This is a genomic window from Leclercia adecarboxylata (genome assembly GCF_006171285.1).
Taxonomy (GTDB): Bacteria; Pseudomonadota; Gammaproteobacteria; order Enterobacterales; family Enterobacteriaceae; genus Enterobacter; species Enterobacter barmai.
The window spans coordinates 2,312,173-2,336,851 of record NZ_CP040889.1 but is presented as its reverse complement, the minus strand read 5'-3'; the positions used below and the strand labels follow the sequence as shown (position 1 = coordinate 2,336,851).

Sequence of the window (24,679 nt, the reverse complement as noted above, 5' to 3'; positions counted from 1 at the left end):
AGCGCGCCCAGGGGGCTGAGGCTAAATTCGTGATGTCACTGGCAAAATTGACCGCGGTTTTATGTGCGCTGGGACACATAACTGAAAGTTATGCAACGCAGATCACATAAAGAGGGGGTGGGGCGTAGGGGACAGGAGGATGGAAAGAGGATGTCAAATAAGGAGACTGAGCGACGTTGAACCACCTTAATGTATCCACAGCACATCACCAAAAAGGATGGCAGATATGAATATCAAGACTGGCGCACGCGTTTTCGCATTGTCCGCCCTGGCAGCAATGATGATTTCCGCTCCGGCGCTCGCCAAAATTGAAGAAGGTAAGCTGGTAATCTGGATTAACGGCGACAAAGGCTATAACGGTCTGGCCGAAGTGGGTAAAAAATTCGAGAAAGATACCGGCATCAAAGTCACCGTTGAGCACCCGGACAAGCTGGAAGAGAAATTCCCGCAGGTTGCGGCCACCGGCGACGGCCCGGACATTATCTTCTGGGCGCATGACCGTTTCGGCGGCTACGCGCAGTCTGGCCTGCTGGCGGAAGTGTCTCCGGATAAAGCCTTCCAGGACAAGCTGTTCCCGTTCACCTGGGACGCCGTGCGTTACAACGGCAAGCTGATTGCTTACCCGGTCGCGGTTGAATCGCTCTCCCTGATCTACAACAAAGACCTGGTACCGAACCCGCCAAAAACCTGGGAAGAGATCCCGGCGCTGGATAAAGAGCTGAAGGCGAAAGGTAAGAGCGCGCTGATGTTCAACCTGCAGGAGCCGTACTTCACCTGGCCGCTGATTGCTGCCGACGGCGGTTATGCGTTCAAGTTTGAAAACGGCAAATACGACGTGAAAGACGTCGGCGTGGACAGCGCAGGCGCGAAAGCGGGTCTGACCTTCCTGGTTGACCTGATCAAGAACAAACAGATGAACGCGGATACCGATTACTCCATCGCCGAAGCGGCCTTCAACAAGGGCGAAACCGCGATGACCATCAACGGTCCGTGGGCGTGGTCCAACATCGACAAGAGCAAAATCAACTACGGCGTCGCGGTGCTGCCAACCTTCAAAGGCAAGCCGTCTAAACCATTCGTTGGCGTGCTGAGTGCCGGTATCAACGCCGCCAGCCCGAACAAAGAGCTGGCGAAAGAGTTCCTCGAAAACTACCTGCTGACCGATCAGGGTCTGGAAGAAGTTAACAAGGACAAACCGCTGGGCGCTGTCGCGCTGAAATCCTTCCAGGAAACCCTGGCGAAAGATCCACGTATCGCGGCAACCATGAGCAACGCCGAGAAAGGCGAAATCATGCCGAACATCCCGCAGATGGCTGCCTTCTGGTATGCCACCCGTACTGCGGTCATCAACGCAGCAAGCGGTCGTCAGACCGTGGATGCCGCGCTGAAAGATGCACAGGGCCGTATTACCAAGTAAGTCACAGTGGCGGGTGGCGCTTCGCTTACCCGCCCTACAACTACGGCTCGGACCGTAGGTCAGGTAAGCGGAGCGCCACCTGACAATAAGTTTTCACAGTTGTAGAGGAAGAACCCCATGGATGTCGTTAAAAAGAAACACTGGTGGCAAAGCGACACGCTGAAATGGTCAGTGATTGGTCTGCTGGGCTTGCTGGTGGGTTACCTTGTTGTTTTGATGTACGCCCAGGGGGAGTACCTGTTTGCCGCGATGACGCTGATTTTAAGCTCAATCGGCCTCTATATTTTTGCTAACCGCAAAGCCTATGCCTGGCGCTATGTTTATCCGGGTGTGGCCGGGATGGGGCTGTTTGTCCTGTTCCCCCTCATTTGCACCATCGCCATCGCCTTTACCAACTACAGCAGCACCAACCAGCTCGCTCAGGAGCGCGCCCAGCAGGTGCTGATGGATCGCTCCTATCAGGCCGGTAAGACCTTTAACTTTGGTCTCTACCCTGCTGGCGACGAGTGGAAGCTGGCGCTGACCGACGATGCCGCGGGCAAATACTACGTCTCCGACGCCTTTAAATTTGGCGGCGAGCAGAAACTGGCGCTGAAAGAAGCCGACGCGCTGCCGGAAGGCGAACGCGCCAACCTGCGTATCATCACCCAGAATCGTCAGGCGCTGACCCAGCTGACCGCTGAGCTGCCGGACGAAAGCAAAGTCATTATGAGCTCGCTGCGCCAGTTCTCCGGCACCCGCCCGCTGTATACGCTGGGCGATGACAGCACGCTTACCAACAACCAGACCGGCGTGAAGTACCGCCCGAATAACGACATCGGCTTCTACCAGTCCGTGAATGCCGACGGCAACTGGGGTGACGATAAGCTCAGCCCGGGCTACACCGTGACCATCGGCTGGGACAACTTCACCCGCGTCTTTACCGACGAAGGCATCCAGAAACCGTTCTTCGCTATCTTTGTCTGGACCGTGGTCTTCTCGGTACTCACCGTGATCCTGACCGTGGCGGTGGGCATGGTGCTGGCCTGCCTGGTGCAGTGGGAGTCCCTGAAAGGCAAAGCGATCTATCGCGTCCTGCTGATCCTGCCGTACGCCGTACCGTCGTTCATCTCGATTCTGATTTTCAAAGGGCTGTTCAACCAGAGCTTTGGTGAGATCAACATGATGCTGAGCAGCCTGTTTGGCATCAAACCGGCGTGGTTCAGCGACCCGACCACCGCCCGCAGCATGATCGTCATCGTTAACACCTGGCTCGGCTATCCGTACATGATGATCCTGTGCATGGGGCTGCTGAAGGCGATCCCGGATGACCTGTACGAAGCCTCGGCCATGGACGGTGCGACCCCGTTCCAGAACTTCTTCAAGATTACGCTTCCGCTGCTGATCAAGCCGCTGACGCCGCTGATGATCGCCAGCTTCGCCTTTAACTTTAACAACTTCGTGCTGATTCAGCTGTTGACCAACGGTGGCCCGGACCGTCTCGGCACCACCACGCCAGCAGGCTACACCGACCTGCTCGTCAGCTACACCTACCGTATCGCCTTCGAAGGCGGCGGTGGTCAGGACTTCGGTCTGGCGGCGGCCATCGCCACCCTGATCTTCCTGCTGGTAGGCGCGCTGGCTATCGTGAACCTGAAAGCCACCCGCATGAAATTTGACTAAGGAGGGCACATATTATGGCTATGGTACAACCCAAATCTCAGAAACTGCGCCTCCTCGTGACGCACTTAGGGCTGCTGATTTTTATCGCGGCGATCATGTTCCCGCTGCTGATGGTTATCGCCATCTCCCTGCGTTCGGGGAACTTCGCCACCGGCAGCCTGATCCCGGACGAAATCTCCTGGGAGCACTGGAAGCTGGCGCTGGGCTTCAGCGTTGAGCACGCCGACGGCCGCGTCACGCCGCCGCCGTTCCCGGTGCTGCTGTGGCTGTGGAACTCGGTGAAAGTCGCCACCATTACCGCGATCGGTATCGTGACGCTCTCCACCACCTGCGCCTACGCCTTTGCCCGTATGCGCTTCCCGGGTAAAGCGACGCTGCTGAAAGGGATGCTGATTTTCCAGATGTTCCCTGCGGTGCTGTCGCTGGTGGCCCTGTACGCGTTGTTTGACCGCCTCGGCCAGTACGTGCCGTTTATCGGTCTGAACACCCACGGCGGGGTGATCTTCGCCTACCTCGGCGGGATTGCGCTGCACGTCTGGACCATCAAAGGCTATTTCGAAACCATCGACAACTCGCTGGAAGAAGCGGCCTCGCTGGATGGCGCGACGCCGTGGCAGGCGTTCCGTCTGGTGCTGCTGCCGCTCTCGGTCCCGATTCTGGCGGTGGTGTTTATTCTGTCGTTTATCGCCGCCATCACCGAAGTGCCGGTGGCCTCGCTGCTGCTGCGTGATGTGAACAGCTACACGCTGGCGGTAGGGATGCAGCAATACCTCAACCCGCAAAACTACCTGTGGGGCGACTTTGCCGCAGCCGCCGTGCTCTCTGCTATCCCGATCACCGTCGTGTTCCTGCTGGCCCAGCGCTGGCTGGTGAACGGCCTGACGGCGGGGGGCGTGAAAGGTTAAGTTTCATTGTTATTCCACTGCAACCCTCAACTTTGCCTTGATGTATTAATCCAAAACTTGTGACTGTTTTCGGCGGCCCTCGGGCCGCCCTTTTTTATTCCCGTTTCAGTCGCTTCGAGTTGCACAGCCAGAGCGTCACTACCAGCAGCAGGATCGCCGCCGAATAGAGCAACACGTCGAGGGGCGATTTATGATCGACGATAATCAGTCGCACAATCGCGGTAATGCCAATGTAGACAAAGTAACGCAGCGGGAAGTGAAAGCCAGACTGAAAGTACTTCACGATCAAGGCGATAAATTCAAAGTAGAGGAAGTAGACCACCAGCCCTTCAACCAGCTCGTATTTGCTGGTTTGCTCAGGGGCAAAAAGCACATCAGCCAGATGCACCGTCTCTTTACCGAGGAAGACGACCAGGATCAGGCCAAGGCTCAGCAGACCCAGGTTCAGCACGGTCTGCAGAATGGTTGAGATGAACTCAACACGCGGGCGAGTCAGGGATGTCATACAGCACCTCATTCTCCGGGGCGAGGTTCCTGTATAACGCAAAAATGTGACGGGGATCTATATTTTTTGTTTATATTTTGTGCAAAAAAGCCCGGTGGCGCTGCGCTTACCGGGCCTACAAGACCTGTAGGCCGGGCAAACGGAGTGCCGCCCGGCGTTGTTCACAACCGCAAAATTATGCGCGCCAGGCTTTATAACGGTTAATCAGACCGTTAGTAGAGCTGTCATGGCTATTGATGTCCTTATCGTCACCCAGCTCCGGCAGAATGCGGTTCGCCAGCTGTTTGCCCAGCTCTACGCCCCACTGGTCAAAGGTGAAGATATTCAGGATTGCGCCCTGGGTGAAGATTTTGTGCTCATACAGGGCAATCAGCGCGCCCAGGCTGAACGGGGTGATCTCACGCAGCAGGATGGAGTTGGTTGGACGGTTACCTTCGAACACTTTGAACGGCACCACGTGATCCAGGGTTGCCGGATCTTTACCCTGATCGCGATACTCCTGCTCAACCACATCACGCGCTTTCCCGAACGCCAGCGCTTCAGTTTGCGCGAAGAAGTTCGACAGCAGCTTCGGATGGTGGTCAGACAGCGCGTTATGGGTGATGGCCGGGGCGATGAAATCGCAAGGTACCATTTTGGTGCCCTGGTGGATCAGCTGGTAGAACGCGTGCTGGCCGTTGGTGCCTGGCTCACCCCAGATGATTGGGCCAGTCTGGTAATCCACGGCGTTGCCGTTACGGTCAACGTATTTGCCGTTGGATTCCATGTTGCCCTGCTGGAAGTAGGCTGCGAAACGGTGCATGTACTGGTCGTACGGCAGGATCGCTTCGGTTTCTGCACCAAAGAAGTTGTTGTACCAGATCCCGATCAGCGCCAGCAGCACCGGCAGGTTTTTCTCGGGGGCGGTGGTGGAGAAGTGCTTATCCATCGCATGCGCGCCGGAGAGCAGCTCAACAAAGTTGTCGTAGCCCACGGAGAGGATGATGGACAGGCCGATTGCGGACCACAGGGAGTAGCGACCGCCAACCCAGTCCCAGAATTCAAACATGTTGGCGGTGTCGATACCGAACTCGCCTACGGCTTTAGCGTTGGTGGAGAGCGCCGCGAAGTGTTTCGCCACGTGCTGCTCGTCACCGGCCGTTTTCAGGAACCAGTCGCGCGCGCTGTGGGCGTTGGTCATGGTTTCCTGGGTGGTGAAGGTTTTGGACGCCACCAGGAACAGGGTGCTTTCCGGGTTCACTTTTTTCAGCACTTCGGCGATGTGGGTACCATCAACGTTAGAGACAAAGTGCATGTTGAGGTGGTTTTTGTACGGACGCAGCGCTTCGGTCACCATGAAGGGGCCGAGGTCGGAGCCGCCGATACCGATGTTCACCACGTCGGTGATCGGTTTGCCGGTGTAGCCTTTCCACTGGCCTGAGATGATTGCTTCAGAGAAGGTTTTCATCTTTTCCAGCACGGCGTTGACTTCCGGCATCACGTCTTTGCCGTCAACGATAATCGGAGTATTGCTACGGTTACGCAGTGCCACATGCAGCACGGCACGATCTTCGGTGCGGTTGATCTTCTCGCCGGAGAACATGGACTTGATGGCACCGCTCAGATCGGTCTCTTTCGCCAGATCCTGCAGTTTTGCCAGCGTCTCTTCGGTGATGCGGTTTTTGGAAAAATCCACCAGCATCCGATCGTCGAAGGTCGCGGAGAACTTATTGAAACGATCGCCGTCTTTCGCGAACAGCTCCGCGATAGTGACGTCTTTCATCTCATCAAAGTGTTTCTGTAATGCCTGCCAGGCTGCAGTCTGCGTTGGATTGATATTTTTCATAGCAATACTCTTCTGAATTGAGAATTGTGACCTCGGTCGATTGTAGCCTCTGTCGCTAAAAATTGTGATGGTTTTTATGCCATTGGCCTGGCCTGCATCAAGTGCAGCGCAAAAGCTCCAAAAGTATAGCTGTTATAAGTCCTGTTTCTCATATGGAATGCAGCATGAAAAATCCGCATAATCCCGGCGTTGACAGGATCCTTCACACATTTTATTTATACACACGGTATTTGCGCCTGCACCGATAAAGCTATTTTGTCCTTGTGCCATGGTCGCTCTTTTCCTTCCCTGACACGAGGTTGTTATGACGAGTTTTGTTGTCGCCAAATTTGGCGGTACCAGCGTGGCCGATTTTGATGCCATGAACCGCAGCGCCGATGTGGTGCTGGCCGATCCTGATACCCGGCTGGTGGTGTTGTCCGCTTCGGCTGGCGTCACTAATCTGCTGGTTGCCCTGGCAGAAGGGCTGGAAGCGAGCGAGCGCCAGGAGAAGCTGGCTGCCCTGCACAAAATTCAGTTCGACATCCTTGGCCGTCTGCGCGATCCGAGCGTGATCAGCGAAGAGATTGAGCGCCTGCTGGAAAATATCATCACCCTGGCCGAAGCCGCCTCTCTGGCCACCTCCACCGCCCTGACCGACGAGCTGGTCAGCCACGGTGAGCTGATGTCCACCCTGCTGTTTGTTGAAGTGCTGCGCGAGCGTAACGTGCAGTCGCTGTGGTTCGACGCGCGTAAAGTGCTGCGCACCAGCGACCGTTTTGGTCGCGCCGAGCCGGACGTTGCCGCCATCGCCGAACTGACCACCCAACAGCTGGCACCGCGTCTGGCGGAAGGGATTGTCATCACCCAGGGCTTTATCGGTAGCGAAGCGAAAGGCCGTACCACCACCCTGGGCCGTGGCGGCAGCGACTACACCGCCGCCCTGCTGGGCGAAGCGCTGCAGGCCTCCCGCGTGGATATCTGGACGGACGTGCCGGGTATCTACACCACCGATCCACGCGTGGTGCCTACCGCAAAACGTATTGACGTGATCGCCTTTGAAGAAGCCGCCGAGATGGCGACCTTTGGCGCGAAAGTGCTGCACCCGGCGACGTTGCTGCCGGCAGTGCGCAGCGACATTCCGGTGTTCGTCGGCTCCAGTAAAGATCCAAAAGCGGGCGGCACCATGGTGTGCAATACCACCGAAAACCCACCGCTGTTCCGCGCCCTGGCGCTGCGCCGCAAGCAGACCCTGCTCACCCTGCATAGCCTGAGCATGCTCCACTCCCGCGGCTTCCTGGCCGAAGTGTTCAGCATTCTGGCGCGCCATAGCATCTCCGTGGACCTGGTAACCACCTCAGAAGTGAACATCGCCCTGACGCTGGATACCACCGGCTCAACCTCCACCGGCGACACCCTGCTGACGCAGTCCCTGCTGATGGAGCTCTCTGAGCTGTGCCGCGTTGAGGTGGAAGAAGATCTCGCCCTGGTGGCAATCATCGGTAACGAACTGTCCCGCGCCAGCGGCGTGGGCAAAGAGGTGTTTGGCGTGCTGGAGCCGTTCAACATCCGCATGATTTGCTACGGCGCATCCAGCTACAACCTGTGCTTCCTGGTGCCGGGCGCCGAAGCGGAGCAGGTTGTGCAGAAACTGCATCATAATCTGTTCGAATAACAGAAAAATGGCCCGGATATCCGGGCCATTTTTTTATTCTGCCAGCACCGTTCTCATCAGGAGCGAATCCAGCGATCTGATATCACCGTCGCGGCTGTCAGGCAGCGTCGGCGGGTTTTCGCCTCGCGCCAGCTCCCGGGTGATGAAAGCATGCAACAAAGGGCGTCTGGAGCCGTATTGCGCTTCTCCGGCACGCTGCTTTATCGCCACTAAGTCATCGATTTCCTGACGTAACGGCGCATCAAGCCCACTTCCCGCCAGCAGTTCGGCAAAGCGCATCGGCGGCACACCTTTCCCGGCTTCCACCCACCGCACCGCTAACAGTGGACGTAAGACGTAAAAGTACTTCTTCAGCCTAACCTCTTCCCCCTGTAAGTATCCACGGAAGTTTTTGCGCGCCATAGAGTAGTAGTGCCAGCGCGCGCGCACCGGGGAAAACCAGGCGGGCACCTGCGCGCGTAACTGCGTTACCACCGTTTCGTTCTGCTGATAGACAACCGGCGAATCCAGCCACTCGATAAGCGTGGGGTTGGCCGCTTTCAGCAAGCCAAGCGCCTTACGCCACTCCCAGCCGCTCACGTCCAGTTCGTCATCGATGGGCAGTTCGATGACGTCCCGCTGCGGCTCCACGCGCAAGTACCAGTCCGGTTTATGCACATACAGGAATCGCACGTCATAATCGCTGTCCGGCGACGCAAAGCCCCAGCCCCGGCTGCCCGATTCACAGGCGTACAGCACGGTCACATTGAATCGTTGCTCTATTTCATTGAGCTGCTGCCGCACGCGCTCGCGCATGGCGGCATCTACACCGTTATTAGCCATCTTTTTATCCTTTTACACAGACCACCTGGCGCAAGGTATGGACGATTTCGACCAGTGAAGCTTGCGCCGCCATGACGGCATCGATGTCTTTATAGGCCATCGGGATCTCATCGATGACCTCGCTGTCTTTTCTGCACTCGACGTGGGCCGTGGCGCGGATCTGATCCGCAACGGTGAAGCGTTTTTTGGCCGCCGTGCGGCTCATCACCCGCCCTGCGCCGTGACTGCAGGAGCAGAAGCTCTCTTCATTGCCCAGGCCGCGCACGATAAAGCTCTTCGCCCCCATCGAGCCGGGGATGATCCCCATCTCGCCCTTCTGCGCCGACACCGCCCCTTTGCGCGTGACGAGTACGTCCTCACCAAAATGACGCTCTTTCTGCACATAGTTGTGATGGCAATTCACCGCCTCCTGCTGGGTCAGGAACGGCTTTGGCACACTGCGCGAGAGCGCGGCCAGCACGCGCGACATCATCACCTCGCGGTTATGGCGGGCAAAATCCTGCGCCCACTCCACGGCTTCGATGTAGTCGTTGTAGTGCCGGCTTCCCTCCTGGAAATAGGCCAGATTTCTGTCAGGCAGGTTGGCGATGTGCTGCTGCATATCCTGCTGCGCCAGGGCGATAAACACATTGCCGATCGCATTGCCCACACCACGCGAGCCGCTGTGCAGCATGACCCAGACGCGATCCGCTTCGTCCAGACAGATTTCAATAAAGTGGTTACCGGTCCCCAGCGTTCCCAGATGCTGATGGTTATTGGTTTTCAGCAGCTGGGGATATTTATCCGTCAGCCGTTTAAAGCGCGGGGCCAGCTGCGCCCAGTGGCTATCCACAACATCCGGGGTCTTTTCCCACGCCCCTTTGTCTCGACGGGAGCGGGTACTGGTGCGCCCATGCGGCACCGCCTGTTCAATGGCGCTGCGCAATCCGTGGAGGTTGTCCGGCAGATCGCCTGCCAGCAGCGATGTCCGCACGGCGATCATCCCGCAGCCGATATCTACACCCACCGCCGCGGGAATAATGGCCCCTTTGGTGGGGATCACGCTGCCAATGGTGGAACCTTTGCCGAGATGCACATCCGGCATCACCGCCAGATGTTTAAAAATAAAGGGCATCTTTGCGGTATTCAGCAGTTGCTCACGCGCCTCTGGCTCAACGGGCACCCCGTGCGTCCACATTTTTACCGGTGCGCTGTGCTGCGCCGTTAAAACGTCAAAATCGTTCTGTTTCATTTGCTCATCCTCAGGGCGGTCTGTTACCAGTAGTATTGCCAGAAGCGTGCCAGAATCTTCATACTGCATAAAAAAATCTATCCGTATGATTATATTGCTATTTATTTTATCTCTTTCGCCGGAGATTGCTTAACCTACAGATTATTTTTATCTTTTAGTATCGAACTTTATCTTGCAGGATAAACATGAAAAAGCGGCGGGTAGTGATTGGGGTACTGGGCACGGTGATGGACAAACGCGGGAAGCGGGCCAACCGCCTGCGCAAATGGCGCCCGACGGTCGGGCTTTGCCAGCAGCCCGATCTCCCTGTCGACCGGCTTGAACTGCTCCACCAGCCCCAGGATCGGGGGATGGCGGAACAGATAACGGAAGATATCAGGCTGCTTTCACCCCATACCACTGTGCGCCCGTATCCCGTTACTATTGCCGATCCCTGGGATTTTGAAGAGGTCTACGCCGCGTTTCTCGACTTCGCCACACACTACAAGTTTGACACCGAACATGAAGAGTACCTGGTGCATATCACCACCGGCACCCACGTGGCGCAGATCTGCTGGTTTTTGTTAACCGAAGCGCGGTATCTCCCCGCCAGCCTGATCCAGACCGGTCCCGCCAGCAGGGATGCGCCCGAAGAGGCCGTCCCCGTCGGACGTTACTCAATCATCGACCTGGATTTAAGCCGCTACGCCACATTGACCAGCCGCTTTCAGCGCGAACAGCAGGAATCCGTTTCGTTCCTGAAAGCCGGAATTGATACCCGCAATGCCACTTTCAACGCCCTGATCGATCAGATTGAGCGTGTGGCGCTGCGCTCGACCGCCCCGGTTCTGCTGACTGGCCCAACGGGGGCCGGAAAATCCTTTCTCGCAAACCGCATCTATCAGCTGAAGCAATCCCGCCATCAGCTGGCTGGCAGGCTGGTCGCGGTAAACTGCGCCACGCTGCGGGGTGATAACGCCATGTCGACACTTTTCGGCCATGTCAAAGGGGCATTTACCGGGGCAGCCACGGCCCGCGCCGGGCTGCTACGCGAGGCGGACGGCGGCGTGCTATTTTTAGATGAAATAGCCGAGCTTGGCCTCGACGAACAAGCCATGCTGTTGAAAGCTATCGAAGAAAAAACCTTCTTTCCGTTTGGCTCCGATAAAGAGGTCAGGAGCGATTTTCAGCTGATTGCCGGCACGCACCGGGATATGCGCCAGTGGGTGGCGGAAGGTCGCTTCCGCGAAGATCTCTACGCCCGGATCAATATGTGGAGTTTTGCCCTGCCCGGCCTGGCGCAGCGCCGGGAAGATATCGCCCCGAACGTGGAGTACGAACTGCAGCGCTTTGCGGCCGAAGCGCAATCTCAGGTTCGCTTCGATAAAGAGGCACGAGAGCGCTATCTGCGTTTTGCTGACTCGCCTCAGGCGTTATGGCGCGGTAACTTTCGTGAACTGGGTTCCTCCGTGGCGCGAATGGCCACGCTTGCCGAACAGGGGCGCATCACCTTAGCGCTTGTTGAGGAAGAGATCCTCAGGCTGCAGGAGAGCTGGCAAACCGCCACACCGTTAGCGGCGATGGCGCTGGATCTCTTTGACCAGCGACAGCTGGAAACCGTGCTGGAGGTGTGTCGCCGTAGCGCCTCATTATCCGAGGCAGGACGCGAGCTCTTTGCCGTCTCCCGAATGAAAAAGGCCGTGCCTAACGATGCCGACAGGCTGCGCAAATATCTCACCCGTTTTGGCCTGAGCTGGGAAGGCCTCCATCCGGGATCATGAAGAAAATTTGGTTGAACAAAATTCATTAGCAGGATAAACACTATCTCTAAGCCGGGCTCGATCCCGGCTTTTTTATAACTACATGACACAACAAATCGCAAGGAATCCGTATGTTATCCGCCATCACCCGGCTGTTCCCGTTATGGGCGCTGCTGCTCTCTGTTTTAGCCTATTATACGCCATCCACCTTTACCGCTATCGGTCCGTGGGTCACCACGCTGCTGATGCTGATCATGTTCGGCATGGGCGTGCACCTGAAGATCGACGACTTCAAACGCGTGCTGTCGCGTCCGGCCCCGGTGGCGGCAGGTATTTTCCTGCACTATCTGGTGATGCCGCTGGCGGCATGGGCGCTGGCTATCGCCTTTAAGATGCCGCCTGACCTCTCCGCAGGCATGGTGCTGGTGGGCAGCGTGGCCAGCGGCACCGCCTCCAACGTGATGATCTATCTGGCAAAAGGGGATGTGGCGCTGTCGGTGACCATCTCCTCCGTCTCCACCCTGGTGGGCGTGGTTGCCACCCCGCTGCTGACGCGTCTGTATGTGGATGCCCACATTCAGGTGGACGTGATGGGGATGCTGCTGAGCATTCTGCAAATCGTGGTGATCCCGATTGCGCTGGGGCTGGTTATCCATCACCTGTTCCCGCGGGTAGTGAAAGCCGTTGAGCCGTACCTGCCAGCGTTTTCCATGATCTGTATTCTGGCAATCATCAGCGCGGTGGTGGCCGGTTCTGCGGCGCATATCGCCTCTGTGGGCTTCGTGGTGATTATCGCCGTGGTGCTGCATAACACAATCGGTCTGCTGGGCGGTTACTGGGGCGGGAAGCTGTTCGGCTTTGACGAATCCACCTGCCGCACGCTGGCGATTGAGGTCGGGATGCAGAACTCGGGTCTGGCCGCTGCGCTGGGCAAAATTTACTTCTCACCGCTGGCGGCTCTGCCTGGCGCGCTGTTCTCGGTATGGCATAACCTTTCCGGCTCCCTGCTGGCGGGTTACTGGTCGGGTAAGCCCCTCGATGAACAAAAGAAAAGCGATGTGGTGAAGGAAGGTTAATTCAGCTTCGCCGCAGCGAAGGCATGCTTTACACTGAAGCCTCTTTCACAGGAGGCTTCAGGTATGTCCACACCAAGATTGACCCAGAAAGAGATGACGGAAAGCGAGCAGCGCGAACTGAAAACCCTGCTCGATCGCGCGCGTATCGCCCATGGCCGTCTGCTGACCAACGCCGAAACCAATCACCTCAAAAAAGAGTACATCGACAAACTGATGGCGCAGCGTGAGCTGGACGCTAAAAAAGCCCGCAAACTTCGCAAAGAGCAGGCTTATAAGGTGGATAAAGAGGCGACGTTTTCCTGGTCGGCCAATACTCCAACCCGTGGAAGGCGCTGATCAGCGCCCTTTCTTTTTGCGTCCTGGCGAAGTAAAGCGTTTTCCGTTTCCGGCAGGCTTCGCCCGGCTTTTCTCTTCTGATTGCGGCGCTTTAACCACCGGGCGTTTGATGCCCTGGGTTTTCGGTTTCGCTTTGGCTTTTGGCTTCGCTTCAGAGGATGAGTTCTCAATCAGCTTAAACAGCTCAATCAGTTCGTCATCGGTCAGATCGCGCCACTCGCCCAGCGGGATGCCGGTAAGGCTGACGTTCATGATGCGCGTGCGTTCCAGCTTCGTCACTTCAAAACCGAAATGCTCGCACATGCGGCGGATCTGGCGGTTTAACCCCTGAACGAGGGTGATGCGGAACGCGAACGGCGCCTCTTTCTTCACCTTGCACTTTTTCGTCACCGTGCCGAGGATCGGTACTCCCGCCCCCATCCCGCGAATGAATTCGTCAGTTACCGGTTTGTTGACCGTGACGATGTACTCTTTCTCGTGGTCGTTACCGGCCCGCAGGATTTTGTTCACCAGATCGCCGTGGTTGGTGAGGAAAATCAGCCCCTGAGAGTCTTTGTCCAGGCGGCCAATCGGGAAAATACGGCTGCTGTGGTTAACGAAATCAACGATGTTGTCGCGCTCGCCATCTTCCGTGGTACTGACAATGCCAACCGGTTTATTCAGCGCGATAAATACCAGGTCTTCTGCGTTACGCGGCTCGATCGCCTGACCATTTACTTTGACCACGTCGCCAGGGGCGACCTGATCGCCAATGGTGGCGCGTTTACCGTTGATAAACACGTTGCCCTGTTCGATATAACGGTCAGCCTCGCGACGCGAGCAGATCCCGCTCTCGCTAATATATTTGTTTAATCGGGTGGATTGAGTTGGCAGCATAATTTCTCCTGTAGAGGCGAAATATACCTTAGGTTTGGGCTGGTAAAAAGATCAGCCGCTGGCGAAAAAGCGAGGTTGAGTTGTTTGCGAAGCGCTTTCAGCATTTGAAGTTTGAGGCTTTACGGGTTCACCCTATCACTTTTATTTTCATTCCCTGTGCATATAGTTTTGTAGTTTATAAACAACAGGGAGTAGTATGAAAGAGCTCGTTCAGACAGAACCCTTTCGCTGCTGGGAGCAAAATTTAAAAGACCGACGTGCGAAAACAGTGATAGCAGCCCGCCTGTTCCGGCTGGCAAACGGATTACCGGGTGACGTGAAACCTGTAGGTGAAGGCGTAAGCGAGCTTAGGATCCACGTCGGTCCTGGTTACAGGATCTACTTCAAACAGCATGGCAAGCGCATCATTCTGCTGTTATGCGGCGGCGACAAAAGTAGTCAGGACAAAGATATCCTTCTGGCCAGGGTGCTTGCCAGAACCTTAAAACTGCAGGAGTAATCCTCCATGAATAAATTAACCTCCTACGATCCCGCGAATGCTCTGATAGACGATGAGCAGATCGCCATCTTTATAACTGACGCGCTCGAAACTGGCGATCCTGCCTTTATCGCTGAGGCACTGGGAGTGGTTGCTCGCGCTAAAGGCATGTCGACCATTGCAGAACAAACGGGATTATCACGAGAGCAGCTCTACCGCTCGTTCAGTGAAAAAGGCAACCCAACGCTTAAAACCACGCTCGCCGTGATGAAAGCGCTGGGCCTTGGCTTAACCATCAAACATGTGAACAGTTAATACTCATCCCGATCGTCGTCCTCATCCGGCTGCTCCATCACGCTGTACGCCACCGCGCAGAACAGGGAGTTGAGGCGTTTCATGTCGCCCAGCAGCCCCAGGTGCAGGGAACTGGTCTCGATGCTCTGCACGTTCTGCTGGTGCAGTCGGTCAACGTGCGCGTGGGAATAGCGGCGGTTGAGGATACGGAACCGGTGTTTGTTGCGGCGCAGACGACGGGCGCTGGGCAGATCCCCGGAGAAAAAGACCGACATCGCCAGCTTCAGGTTAGCAAGCAGCTGATCGTGCAGTGCATCCAGCTCTTTGACGCCCTCAAGGGAGAACGCCCGGCGGGCCGCCAGCGATTTGTCGGCGATTTCACTTCCCATGCGCTCGACGATATCGGAGGCCTGCTCAAGGTTGAGGGACATCTCGATGATCTCCGCCCAGCGGCGGGACTCCTCTTCCGCCAGCTCGTCTTTCGGCATCCGCGCCAGATAGAGTTTGATGGCGGTATAAAGCACGTTGATATCGTCGGCGAGCTTACGCAGATCTTTCTCTTCCCGCGGCTCGCCATGCATCACCTTTTTCAGCCCTTCCAGCATCAGCTCCATCGCATCGCCCATGCGCAGCGTTTCGCGGGCGGCATTGGCCAGCGCCAGCGCCGGCGTATCAAGGGCGGATGAGTCCAGATGTTTTGGCTTGAGTCGCATATCCAGCTCAGGCTGGTCGCGGATAATACGTTCACAAAAGCGCGCCATCGGCCCGGCAAAAGGCACCATCGCCACGCAGCGCACCAGGTTGTAGAAGACGTGGAAGTAGATCACCATCTCCGATTCCGGCAGCGACAGGTTATCCATCAGATTCGCCAGCGGGTTAACGAACGGCAGAATGATCAGGCTCCCCACCAGCTTAAACAGCAGGCTGCCGAGCGCCACGCGACGGGCTGCGGCGTTGGCGGCGCTGTTATTGAGCATCGCCAGCAGGCCGGAGCCAAGGTTCGCGCCAATCACCAGACAGAGGGCTACCGGGAAGGAGATAATCCCCGCCGCGGTCAGCGTCGCGGTTAACAGCACCGCCGCCAGGCTGGAGTAGCTGATAAGCGCAAACACCGCACCAATCAACGCATCCAGCATGATGTCGCCGGTCAGCGAGGCGAAAATCACCTGCACGCCGCTCGCCTGCGTAATGGGGGTGACGGCCTGGACGATCAGTTCCAGCGCCAGCAGAATCAGCCCCAGGCCGATCCCGACGCGCCCGAGCTGTCCGGCCCGGGTCTGTTTCCGGCCAAGGAAAAATATCACGCCGATGAAGATTAGCAGCGGCGACAGCCAGGAGAGATCGAAGGTTAACACCCGCGCCATCAGCGCGGTCCCTACATCGGCACCGAGAACAATCACCAGCGCAGGCGTCAGCGCCACCAGATCCTGGGCCACAAACGAGGTGACCAGCATAGTCGTGGCGTTGCTGCTTTGCACCAGCGCGGTTACGCCAATGCCGGAACAGAACGCGAGCGGTTTTTTCTCAACGCTGCGGCTGAGAACGGTACGTAAGCGGGCGCCAAAAACGCGCATTACGCCGGTACGGACAATATGAGTGCCCCAGACCAGCAGCGCCACGGCAGAAAGCAGATGTAGCAGAGTCAGCACGGATACAGGTTCTCCTTTTCGTCATACGTTTTCCTGAGGTTCGTTGCGCGCGGTATTGCCGGATGGCGGCTACGCCTTATCCGGCCTGGGTTGTAGCGCAGATTGCTGAACCTTCTTCCAGTATAAGGGCTTAAATGTAATAAAGAGACAGGGCACCCATTGGGTGCCCTGTTTGTTGTAAGGAAACGTGACGTGAACCAGACACTGACCGTCGGCGGCGCAGTCAGATTGCACACGGACTGCCCGCAGTGAGGGGAGCGTACACAAAGTACGTGACCCGAGTGAGGACAGCCCTGGTGTAAGCTGGCAAGTAAGCCAGGTCAGTCTGCGTCGTAGCCGAGGTTAGGTGCCAGCCAGCGCTCCACTTCTGCCACGCTCATCCCTTTACGCAGGGCATAATCTTCCACCTGATCGCGCTGGATCTGCGCCACAGCGTAGTACTTGCTGTCTGGATGGCTGAAATACCAGCCGGAAACCGAGGCGCCCGGCCACATGGCGAAAGACTCGGTGAGCTTCATGCCGGTATGGGCCTCGACATCCAGAAGCTGCCAGATGGTGCCTTTCTCGGTATGCTCCGGGCAGGCCGGGTAGCCTGGTGCCGGGCGAATGCCCTGGTAGTTCTCGCGGATCAGCTCCTCATTGCTGAGGTTCTCATTGGCCGCGTAGCCCCAGTGCACCTTACGCACCCGCTCATGCAGGTATTCAGCAAAGGCTTCTGCCAGACGGTCGGCAATCGCCTTGATCATGATTTTGTTGTAATCATCATGCTGCGCTTCGAAGGCGTCCGCCAGCGCGTCCTCCTCCAGCCCGCCGGTCACGGCAAACGCGCCGATGTAGTCGGCTTTACCGCTCAGCTTCGGCGCGACGAAATCCGCCAGACAGTAGTTAGCAAAGCCAATCTTCTCGGTCTGCTGACGCAAGTGATGGCTGACCGCCAGCACGTGCGTGCGGGTTTCATCCCGGTAGATTTCGATGTCATCGCCCACCCGGTTCGCCGGGAACAGCCCCACCACGCCGCGCGGGTTTAGAGTCTTCTCCTCGCTGAGCTTGTCGAGCAGATCGTTGGCATCCTTGAACAGGCGCTGCGCCTCTTCACCTACCACTTCATCTTCCAGAATGCGCGGGTATTTCCCGGCCAGCGACCAGGTCATAAAGAACGGCGTCCAGTCGATGTAGTTACGCAGGGTTTCGATGCTGGCCGTCACCGCCTGAACGCCCAGGCGATGGGCGACCGGCGGCGTATAGCTTGACCAGTCAAAGGCCAGATCGTTATCCCGCGCCGCCGCCAGGGTCACCGGCGGGGTGCGCGGCTTTTTGCGCCCGTGCTGAATGCGCACCGTTTCATACTCTTTGCGGGTTCTGGCGACAAAGTCGTCGCGCTGGGTCGCTGACAGCAGCGCTGAGACCACGCCAACCGTGCGTGAGGCGTTCTGCACGTACACCGTCGGCCCGCTGTAGTTTTGCTCGATCTTCACCGCCGTATGCGCTTTCGAGGTGGTTGCGCCGCCAATCAGCAGCGGCAGGGTAAAGCCCTGACGCTCCATCTCTTTCGCCACGTTAACCATCTCATCCAGCGACGGGGTGATGAGCCCCGAGAGGCCAATCAGGTCGGCATTCACTTCGCGCGCGGTTTTGAGGATTTTCTCCGCCGGCACCATCACGCCAAGATCGATAATCTCGTAGTTATTACACTGCAGCACCACGCCGACGATGTTTTTGCCGATGTCATGCACGTCGCCTTTCACGGTGGCGATCACCATCTTGCCGTTACTGGAGCCTTTTTCTTTGCTGGCTTCAATATAGGGTTCCAGATAGGCCACCGCCTGCTTCATTACGCGGGCGGATTTCACCACCTGCGGCAGGAACATTTTGCCTTCGCCGAACAGGTCGCCGACCACGTTCATGCCGTCCATTAGCGGCCCTTCGATCACTTCAATCGGACGCGCGGCCTGCTGGCGTGCCTCTTCGGTATCCAGTTCGATAAACTCGGTGATGCCTTTTACCAGCGAGTATTCGAGGCGTTTTTTCACGTCCCAGGAGCGCCATTCCGCCTGCTGCACGTTGGCGCTGTCATCGGATTTGCTGCCGCGATACTTTTCAGCCAGTTCCAGCATGCGCTCGGTAGCATCGTCGCGGCGGTTCAGGATCACATCCTCCACCGCGTCGCGCAGCTCCGCCGGCAGGTCGTCATAAATCGCCAGCTGACCGGCGTTAACGATCCCCATGTCCATCCCGTTACGAATGGCGTAATAGAGGAACACCGCGTGGATCGCCTCACGCACCGGGTCGTTGCCGCGGAACGAGAACGAGACGTTGGAAACCCCGCCGGAGATCAGCGCGTGCGGCAATTCGCGTTTGATGTCTTCACAGGCGCCGATAAAGTCCTGGGCGTAGTTGTTGTGCTCCTCGATACCGGTGGCGACAGCAAAGATGTTCGGGTCAAAGATAATGTCTTCCGGCGGGAAGCCGACCTCTTCGGTCAGAATCTGATACGCGCGGCGGCAAATCTCTATTTTGCGCTCGCGGGTATCCGCCTGCCCGACCTCGTCAAAGGCCATTACCACCACGGCGGCACCGTAGCGGCGCACCATCTTCGCGTGATGGATGAAAGGCTCAACCCCCTCTTTCATCGAGATGGAGTTAACGATGCCCTTGCCCTGAATGCACTTCAGCCCTTTTTCGATCACTTCCCATTTCGAGGAGTCGATCATAATCGGCACGCGGGCAATGTCCGGCTCACCGGCAATCAGGTTGAGGAAACGCACCATCGCCGCTTCGGCGTCGAGCATCCCCTCGTCCATGTTGATATCAATGATCTGCGCGCCGCTCTCCACCTGCTGGCGGGCAACGTCCAGCGCTTCGCTGTACTTCTCTTCTTTGATCAGGCGCTTGAACTTCGCGGAGCCGGTCACGTTGGTACGTTCACCGACGTTCACAAACAGGCTGTCATCGCCGATGTTCAGCGGCTCGAGACCGGCCAGTCGGCAGGCCACCGGTAGCTCAGGTAGCTTGCGTGGCGCCAGGCCCGCGACTGCATTGCTCATGGCAGCGATGTGCTCCGGCGTGGTGCCGCAGCAGCCGCCGACGATATTCAGGAACCCGGATTCGGCCCACTCGCGGATCTGCGCCGCCATGGTCGCGGCGTCGAGATCGTACTCACCAAAGGCGTTCGGCAGGCCGGCGTTCGGGTGAGCGGTGACGTAGCATTCCGCAATGCGCGACAGCTCCTGCACATACTGGCGCAGTTCATCCGGCCCCAGGGCACAGTTCAGGCCAAAGGTCAGGGCATCGGCGTGGCGCAGGGAGTTATAAAATGCTTCGGTCGTCTGGCCGGATAGCGTACGGCCAGAGGCATCGGTGATGGTGCCGGAGATCATGATCGGCAGATCGACACCCAGGGCTTCGAACTCCTCTTTTACCGCATAGATGGCAGCTTTGGCGTTGAGGGTATCGAAGACCGTTTCAATCATGATCAGATCGGAACCGCCTTCTACCAGCGCTTTTGTGGATTCGCGGTACGCGGCCACCAGCTGGTCAAAGGTGATATTTCGAAAAGCCGGATCGTTTACGTCCGGTGAGATAGAGGCGGTGCGGTTGGTCGGGCCGAGCACGCCCGCCACGTAACGTGGTTTCTCTGGCGTGCGGGCCGTCCACTCATCGGCACAGGCACGCGCGAGTCTGGCCGCCTCGTAGTTGATCTCCGCCGAGAGGGATTCCATCTCGTAATCCGCCATGGCGATGGTTGTCGAGTTAAAGGTGTTGGTCTCAACGATATCCGCGCCCGCCTCGAAGTAGGCGTAGTGAATGGCGGCGATAATCTCTGGCTTGCTGAGCACCAGCAGGTCATTGTTACCTTTCAGATCGCAGGGCCAGTCGGCGAAGCGGTCGCCGCGAAAGTCGTCTTCACTCAGACGATAGCTCTGGATCATGGTGCCCATACCGCCATCCAGCACCAGAATGCGTTCATTTAACTGCGCACGCAGTTGATCTACTTTGCTGCTCACACTTGCTCCCGACAACGCTCAACCAGGCCAAAAGGCCAGCAGACCATACTGGCATAATCTTGCAAAGGGGAAAAGTCACACCAGGGTAACATGAGACATGTTCACCATAACTCCTCCGATCAGTGCGGATAGCGGTTGCAAAACAGCCAAATAAAACGAAAATGATTTCCACGATACAGAAAAAAGGAGCTCGCCATGGTCGCCACCGTTCCCGCTAAACGCGGCAGAAAACCCGCCGCCGCGACCGCCCAGGCGGGCGGTCAAGTTCAGTCCCTGACCCGGGGATTAAAGCTCCTTGAATGGATAGCCGAGTCGCACAGCAGCGTGGCGCTGACCGAGCTGGCCCAGCAGGCAGGCCTGCCGAACTCCACCACCCACCGCCTGCTGACCACCATGCAGCAGCTGGGCTTTGTCCGTCAGGTGGGCGAGCTGGGCCACTGGTCCGTAGGTGCCCATGCATTTATCGTCGGCAGCAGCTTTTTACAGAGCCGAAATCTGCTCGCTATCGTCCACCCGATCCTGCGCAAGCTGATGGAAGACTCCGGCGAGACGGTTAACCTGGCGGTGCTCGACCAGAGCGATCATCAGGCGATTATTATCGACCAGGTCCAGTGCACGCAGCTGATGCGCATGTCTGCCCCGATTGGCGGCAAACTGCCGATGCACGCCTCCGGGGCGGGGAAAGCGTTCCTGTCCCAGCTCAGCGAAGAGCAGGTCACGGGTCTGCTGCACCGCAAAGGTTTACACGCCTACACCCACGCGACGCTGGTTTCCCCGGTCCATCTGAAAGAGGATTTGGCTCTGACGCGTAAGCGCGGCTACTCCTTTGATGACGAAGAGCATGCGCTCGGTCTGCGCTGTCTTGCCGCCTGCATTTTTGACGAGCACCGCGAGCCGTTCGCCGCCATCTCCATCTCCGGCCCTATCTCACGCATGACCGATGACCGTGTGACCGAACTGGGGGCGCTGGTGATTAAGGCGGCGAAAGAGGTGACGCTGGCGTATGGTGGGTTGCGTTAAGTCTTTAATGCCCGGCGGCGCTGCGCTTGCACGGGCCTACAACTACATTCGAACCGTAGGCCCGGTAAGCGCAGCGCCACCGGGCGTTAAATGCCAAATCTGATGCTAAACCGCTGCTTACGCCGGTAAGCGTAGACATCTTCCACATGGCCGTTCTTGATCCGCGTCTGCAGGCCACGCCAGTAATCGGCGCGAAACAGATCGGCGTGCATCTCTTCAAACAGCCTTCCAATGCGCGGGTCAGCGCATAGCCAGTGGCGAAACTCCTCCGGAAAGACATCCCCCGGCGAAACGCTGTACCACGGCTCGCTGGCGAGTTCATCTTCCGGATAACGCGGCGGCGGGATCTCGCGGAAATTCACCTCCGTCATGTAGCAGATTTCGTCGTAATCGTAGAACACGACCCGCCCGTGCCGGGTGACGCCGAAGTTCTTGAACAGCATGTCCCCCGGGAAGATATTGGCTGCCGCCAGCTGACGGATAGCGTTGCCGTACTCTTCTATCGCATCGTGCAGCGCCTGCCCTTCCGACTGCGCCAGCCAGATGTTGAGCGGCACCATCCGCCGTTCAATGTAGAGATGGCTGATGACGATTTTGTCCCCCAGATCGCTGATTTTTTCTGGCGCTTCCTGGAGCAGCAGCGCCATCAGTTCTGGCGCGATCTGCCGCTTATCGAGAACGAAGTTTTCAAACTCCTGGGTATCCGCCATGCGCCCGACGCGATCGTGCTCCTTAACCAGTTGATAGCAGGCGCGCACGTGGGCGGCAGACATCTCTTTCTGCGGGGCGAATTTATCCTTAATCACCTTAAAGACCCGGTCAAAACCCGGCAGGGTAAAGACCAGCATCACCATGCCGCGAATGCCTGGCGCCTCGATAAACTGCTCATCCGCATGGGCGATATAGTGCAGGTATTCCCGATAGCTCTCAGTTTTGGCGTGCTTCTGACACCCTATCGCCATATACAACTCGGCGGTGGTTTTACCGGGCAGGATCTCGCGCAGCCACTCCACCAGCGCGCCCGGCAGCGGGGCATAAACCATAAAATAGGAACGGGCGAAGCCGAAAACAATGCTGGCTTCGGCGCTGGTGGTCAGGCAGGTATCTACCGCCAGTTCCCCTTCATCGCTGCGGTGAATGGGCAGTAAAAATGGCAGCGTGGCGTCCGGGGTTATCAGTTTCCCGACCAGCCAGGCGGCTTTGTTGCGGTAAAACAGCTCGTTCGCGACCTGCAGATGGCAATTTTGCAGCTTATCCGCACCGAGCGTTTCAGACAGATGGGCGATGATATACCCGACATCACGCGGACGGTTTTGCCAGGGCAGACGCAAGGGCAGATCGGCCAACACTTTGGTTAACAACGCCTCCCAGCCCTGATCGGGAAAGAAGTCTTTCGCCAGCGGACGCGGCAGGGTACGAAAACGTTGTCCGGGCTGAGAGCTGAAAATAAAGAGCCGCTCCGGTGACAGCGAGCGGTGATCAAACAGCCGACAGTAAACGGAATTGAAAAAGCTTTCCGCAATCTCATAACGCGGGTAATCCGGCAGCAACTGGGTGTAATGGGTTTTCACCCGCAGCAAAAAAGCAGCATCAATAGTGATGCTGCCTGTAATGCAGCGCAGTTGTTCCACCACGAGGCCCACATGGTGATCGTAGAGGTGAATACGCTGTTTCATGGCCTGCTGCACGGCGTGCCAGTCCGCCTGCTCGAAGCGCTGCTGCGCCCCGCCCGTCACTTCCAGAAAACGGCCATACTGCGCGTCGAAGCCCTGCAGGATGGTTTGGGCAATCAGTAATTCCAGACCACGCGACATAGATTCCCCTCACCCTGACCCTCTCCCCTGGGGGAGAGGGGAAAAAGATTAAAACTGCGCTTCTTCGGTCGACCCGGTCAGGGCCGTCACAGAGGAAGCGCCGCCCTGGATGATGGTGGTCACTTTATCGAAGTAGCCCGTTCCCACTTCCTGCTGGTGTGAGGCGAAGGTATAGCCCTTCTGGCTGGCCGAGAACTCCGGCTGCTGGACTTTCTCGACGTAGTGCTTCATGCCCTCGCCCTGGGCGTAGGCGTGCGCCAGGTCGAACATGTTGAACCACATGCTGTGAATGCCCGCGAGGGTGATGAACTGATACTTGTAGCCCATGTCCGACAGCTCCTGCTGGAAGCTGGCGATAGTTTTATCGTCCAGATTTTTCTGCCAGTTGAAGGATGGCGAGCAGTTGTAGGCCAGCAGTTTGCCCGGGTATTTGGCATGGATGGCATCAGCAAAGCGTTTCGCCAGCGCCAGGTCCGGGGTGGAGGTTTCACACCACACCAGGTCAGCATACGGAGCGTAGGCCAGGCCGCGACTGATCGCCTGCTCGATGCCGGCATGGGTACGATAGAACCCTTCGCTGGTGCGTTCGCCGGTAATGAACTGGCTGTCGTAGGGATCGCAATCGGAGGTGATCAGGTCTGCGGCATCGGCGTCGGTACGCGCAATTACCAGCGTAGGGACACCCATCACGTCAGCAGCCAGGCGCGCAGCCACCAGTTTCTGGATCGCTTCCTGCGTCGGGACCAGCACTTTGCCGCCCATATGCCCGCACTTCTTCACGGATGCCAGCTGATCTTCGAAGTGTACGGCCGCTGCACCGGCTTCAATCATCGATTTCATCAGCTCAAAGGCGTTCAGCACCCCACCAAAGCCCGCCTCGGCGTCGGCCACAATCGGCAGGAAGTAGTCCACAAAGCGCGGATCCTGCGGCTCGATGCCGGATGCCCACTGGATCTGATCCGCTCGGCGGAAGGTGTTGTTGATCCGCTCCACCACTGCCGGGACCGAGTTTGCCGGATAGAGCGACTGATCCGGGTACATGCTGGAAGCCAGGTTAGCGTCGGCCGCTACCTGCCAGCCAGACAGATAGACCGCCTCAATCCCCGCTTTCGCCTGCTGCAGCGCCTGGCCGCCCGTCAGCGCGCCGAGGCTGTTGATGTAGCCTTTCTTCGACTCACCGTGCAGCAGACGCCACATTTTGGCGGCACCCAACTGGGCCAGGGTGCATTCCGGATTAACCGAACCGCGTAATTTCACCACGTCCTCGGCGCTATAAGGACGTTCAATGCCCTCCCAGCGCGGTTGAGTCCACTCGTTTTGTAATGCTTCGATTTGTTGGGTACGGGTTTTCATGTGCAGATGCTCCATATTG

The 24,679-nt window shown here is 57.6% G+C and carries 19 protein-coding genes; 10 read left to right on the top strand and 9 right to left on the bottom strand.

All coding sequences use genetic code 11. From position 1 onward, the window contains the following. Positions 1-226: 226 nt before the first annotated feature. The 3 genes from malE to malG all read left to right on the top strand — a co-directional run bounded on the left by malE (position 227) and on the right by malG (position 3,984). Complete coding sequence (malE, locus tag FHN83_RS12955; protein WP_039031925.1) at positions 227-1,417, top strand: maltose/maltodextrin ABC transporter substrate-binding protein MalE; 1,191 nt, start codon at positions 227-229, stop codon at positions 1,415-1,417. Between the two features lie 117 nt (positions 1,418-1,534). Then, positions 1,535-3,079: a maltose ABC transporter permease MalF gene (gene malF / locus FHN83_RS12950; protein ID WP_039031924.1), complete on the top strand. Its 1,545-nt coding sequence runs from the start codon at positions 1,535-1,537 to the stop codon at positions 3,077-3,079. A gap of 14 nt (positions 3,080-3,093) precedes the next feature. After that, positions 3,094-3,984, top strand: coding sequence for a maltose ABC transporter permease MalG (malG, locus tag FHN83_RS12945; protein WP_039031923.1), 891 nt, complete (start codon positions 3,094-3,096; stop codon positions 3,982-3,984). A gap of 94 nt (positions 3,985-4,078) precedes the next feature. Here the strand turns inward: malG and psiE are convergent, their stop codons facing one another. Together psiE and pgi are read right to left on the bottom strand one after the other, a co-directional pair. Then, positions 4,079-4,489 (bottom strand): phosphate-starvation-inducible protein PsiE, encoded by a 411-nt coding sequence (psiE, locus tag FHN83_RS12940; RefSeq protein ID WP_103825384.1) that lies wholly within the window; start codon positions 4,487-4,489, stop codon positions 4,079-4,081. A gap of 175 nt (positions 4,490-4,664) precedes the next feature. Next, entirely contained in the window at positions 4,665-6,314 is a 1,650-nt protein-coding gene (gene pgi / locus FHN83_RS12935; protein ID WP_138370018.1) for a glucose-6-phosphate isomerase, read from the bottom strand. A gap of 304 nt (positions 6,315-6,618) precedes the next feature. On the opposite strand from pgi, the gene lysC reads away from it, so the two are divergent. Beyond that, entirely contained in the window at positions 6,619-7,968 is a 1,350-nt protein-coding gene (gene lysC / locus FHN83_RS12930) for a lysine-sensitive aspartokinase 3 (RefSeq protein WP_039031920.1), read from the top strand. A gap of 33 nt (positions 7,969-8,001) precedes the next feature. Here the strand turns inward: lysC and FHN83_RS12925 are convergent, their stop codons facing one another. Beyond that, positions 8,002-8,790 carry a DNA polymerase beta superfamily protein gene (locus tag FHN83_RS12925; RefSeq protein WP_139563985.1) on the bottom strand — a complete coding sequence of 263 codons (789 nt, stop codon included), beginning with the start codon at positions 8,788-8,790 and terminating at the stop codon, positions 8,002-8,004. Positions 8,791-8,794: 4 nt separating this feature from the next. Continuing rightward, entirely contained in the window at positions 8,795-10,021 is a 1,227-nt protein-coding gene (locus FHN83_RS12920; RefSeq protein ID WP_139563984.1) for an RtcB family protein, read from the bottom strand. Positions 10,022-10,206: 185 nt separating this feature from the next. On the opposite strand from FHN83_RS12920, the gene rtcR reads away from it, so the two are divergent. From rtcR to FHN83_RS12905, 3 genes are all read left to right on the top strand, one after another. After that, on the top strand, positions 10,207-11,781 hold the full coding sequence (gene rtcR, locus FHN83_RS12915; protein ID WP_139563983.1) for an RNA repair transcriptional activator RtcR: 1,575 nt from the start codon (positions 10,207-10,209) through the stop codon (positions 11,779-11,781). Positions 11,782-11,891: 110 nt separating this feature from the next. Further along, a complete protein-coding gene (gene panS / locus FHN83_RS12910) occupies positions 11,892-12,836 on the top strand; it encodes a ketopantoate/pantoate/pantothenate transporter PanS (protein WP_139563982.1) in 945 nt (314 codons plus the stop codon). A gap of 63 nt (positions 12,837-12,899) precedes the next feature. Beyond that, the gene (locus tag FHN83_RS12905; RefSeq protein ID WP_103177828.1) at positions 12,900-13,172 is read left to right on the top strand and encodes a DUF3811 domain-containing protein; all 273 of its coding nucleotides are present in this window, start codon (positions 12,900-12,902) and stop codon (positions 13,170-13,172) included. Here the strand turns inward: FHN83_RS12905 and rluF are convergent, their stop codons facing one another. Beyond that, entirely contained in the window at positions 13,173-14,048 is an 876-nt protein-coding gene (rluF, locus tag FHN83_RS12900) for a 23S rRNA pseudouridine(2604) synthase RluF (protein WP_039031914.1), read from the bottom strand. 196 nt (positions 14,049-14,244) lie between these two features. Here rluF and FHN83_RS12895 point away from each other — a divergent pair, with 196 nt between their 5' ends. Both FHN83_RS12895 and FHN83_RS12890 read left to right on the top strand, forming a co-directional pair. Continuing rightward, a complete protein-coding gene (locus FHN83_RS12895) occupies positions 14,245-14,547 on the top strand; it encodes a type II toxin-antitoxin system RelE/ParE family toxin (protein ID WP_039031913.1) in 303 nt (100 codons plus the stop codon). Between the two features lie 6 nt (positions 14,548-14,553). Beyond that, a complete protein-coding gene (locus FHN83_RS12890; RefSeq protein WP_039031912.1) occupies positions 14,554-14,841 on the top strand; it encodes an addiction module antidote protein in 288 nt (95 codons plus the stop codon). On the opposite strand, the gene FHN83_RS12885 is transcribed toward FHN83_RS12890, so the two are convergent. Both FHN83_RS12885 and metH read right to left on the bottom strand, forming a co-directional pair. Further along, positions 14,838-16,469, bottom strand: coding sequence for a Na/Pi cotransporter family protein (locus FHN83_RS12885; protein ID WP_139563981.1), 1,632 nt, complete (start codon positions 16,467-16,469; stop codon positions 14,838-14,840). The two genes, FHN83_RS12890 and FHN83_RS12885, sit on opposite strands and share 4 nt — an antisense overlap. A gap of 320 nt (positions 16,470-16,789) precedes the next feature. After that, positions 16,790-20,473, bottom strand: a complete 3,684-nt coding sequence (metH, locus tag FHN83_RS12880; RefSeq protein ID WP_139563980.1) for a methionine synthase — start codon at positions 20,471-20,473, stop codon at positions 16,790-16,792. A 195-nt stretch (positions 20,474-20,668) separates the two neighbouring features. On the opposite strand from metH, the gene iclR reads away from it, so the two are divergent. Beyond that, complete coding sequence (iclR, locus tag FHN83_RS12870) at positions 20,669-21,493, top strand: glyoxylate bypass operon transcriptional repressor IclR (RefSeq protein WP_039031909.1); 825 nt, start codon at positions 20,669-20,671, stop codon at positions 21,491-21,493. An 86-nt stretch (positions 21,494-21,579) separates the two neighbouring features. On the opposite strand, the gene aceK is transcribed toward iclR, so the two are convergent. Together aceK and aceA are read right to left on the bottom strand one after the other, a co-directional pair. Beyond that, a complete protein-coding gene (aceK, locus tag FHN83_RS12865; protein WP_139563979.1) occupies positions 21,580-23,307 on the bottom strand; it encodes a bifunctional isocitrate dehydrogenase kinase/phosphatase in 1,728 nt (575 codons plus the stop codon). A gap of 48 nt (positions 23,308-23,355) precedes the next feature. After that, entirely contained in the window at positions 23,356-24,660 is a 1,305-nt protein-coding gene (gene aceA / locus FHN83_RS12860) for an isocitrate lyase (protein ID WP_039031907.1), read from the bottom strand. Positions 24,661-24,679: the final 19 nt, after the last annotated feature.

Coding starts and splice junctions, on each gene's coding strand:
- malE (WP_039031925.1), top strand. CDS start 227: ATGAATATCAAGACTGGCGCACGCGTTTTCGCATTGTCCGCCCTGGCA.
- malF (WP_039031924.1), top strand. CDS start 1,535: ATGGATGTCGTTAAAAAGAAACACTGGTGGCAAAGCGACACGCTGAAA.
- malG (WP_039031923.1), top strand. CDS start 3,094: ATGGCTATGGTACAACCCAAATCTCAGAAACTGCGCCTCCTCGTGACG.
- psiE (WP_103825384.1), bottom strand. CDS start 4,489: ATGACATCCCTGACTCGCCCGCGTGTTGAGTTCATCTCAACCATTCTG.
- pgi (WP_138370018.1), bottom strand. CDS start 6,314: ATGAAAAATATCAATCCAACGCAGACTGCAGCCTGGCAGGCATTACAG.
- lysC (WP_039031920.1), top strand. CDS start 6,619: ATGACGAGTTTTGTTGTCGCCAAATTTGGCGGTACCAGCGTGGCCGAT.
- FHN83_RS12925 (WP_139563985.1), bottom strand. CDS start 8,790: ATGGCTAATAACGGTGTAGATGCCGCCATGCGCGAGCGCGTGCGGCAG.
- FHN83_RS12920 (WP_139563984.1), bottom strand. CDS start 10,021: ATGAAACAGAACGATTTTGACGTTTTAACGGCGCAGCACAGCGCACCG.
- rtcR (WP_139563983.1), top strand. CDS start 10,207: ATGAAAAAGCGGCGGGTAGTGATTGGGGTACTGGGCACGGTGATGGAC.
- panS (WP_139563982.1), top strand. CDS start 11,892: ATGTTATCCGCCATCACCCGGCTGTTCCCGTTATGGGCGCTGCTGCTC.
- FHN83_RS12905 (WP_103177828.1), top strand. CDS start 12,900: ATGTCCACACCAAGATTGACCCAGAAAGAGATGACGGAAAGCGAGCAG.
- rluF (WP_039031914.1), bottom strand. CDS start 14,048: ATGCTGCCAACTCAATCCACCCGATTAAACAAATATATTAGCGAGAGC.
- FHN83_RS12895 (WP_039031913.1), top strand. CDS start 14,245: ATGAAAGAGCTCGTTCAGACAGAACCCTTTCGCTGCTGGGAGCAAAAT.
- FHN83_RS12890 (WP_039031912.1), top strand. CDS start 14,554: ATGAATAAATTAACCTCCTACGATCCCGCGAATGCTCTGATAGACGAT.
- iclR (WP_039031909.1), top strand. CDS start 20,669: ATGGTCGCCACCGTTCCCGCTAAACGCGGCAGAAAACCCGCCGCCGCG.
- aceK (WP_139563979.1), bottom strand. CDS start 23,307: ATGTCGCGTGGTCTGGAATTACTGATTGCCCAAACCATCCTGCAGGGC.
- aceA (WP_039031907.1), bottom strand. CDS start 24,660: ATGAAAACCCGTACCCAACAAATCGAAGCATTACAAAACGAGTGGACT.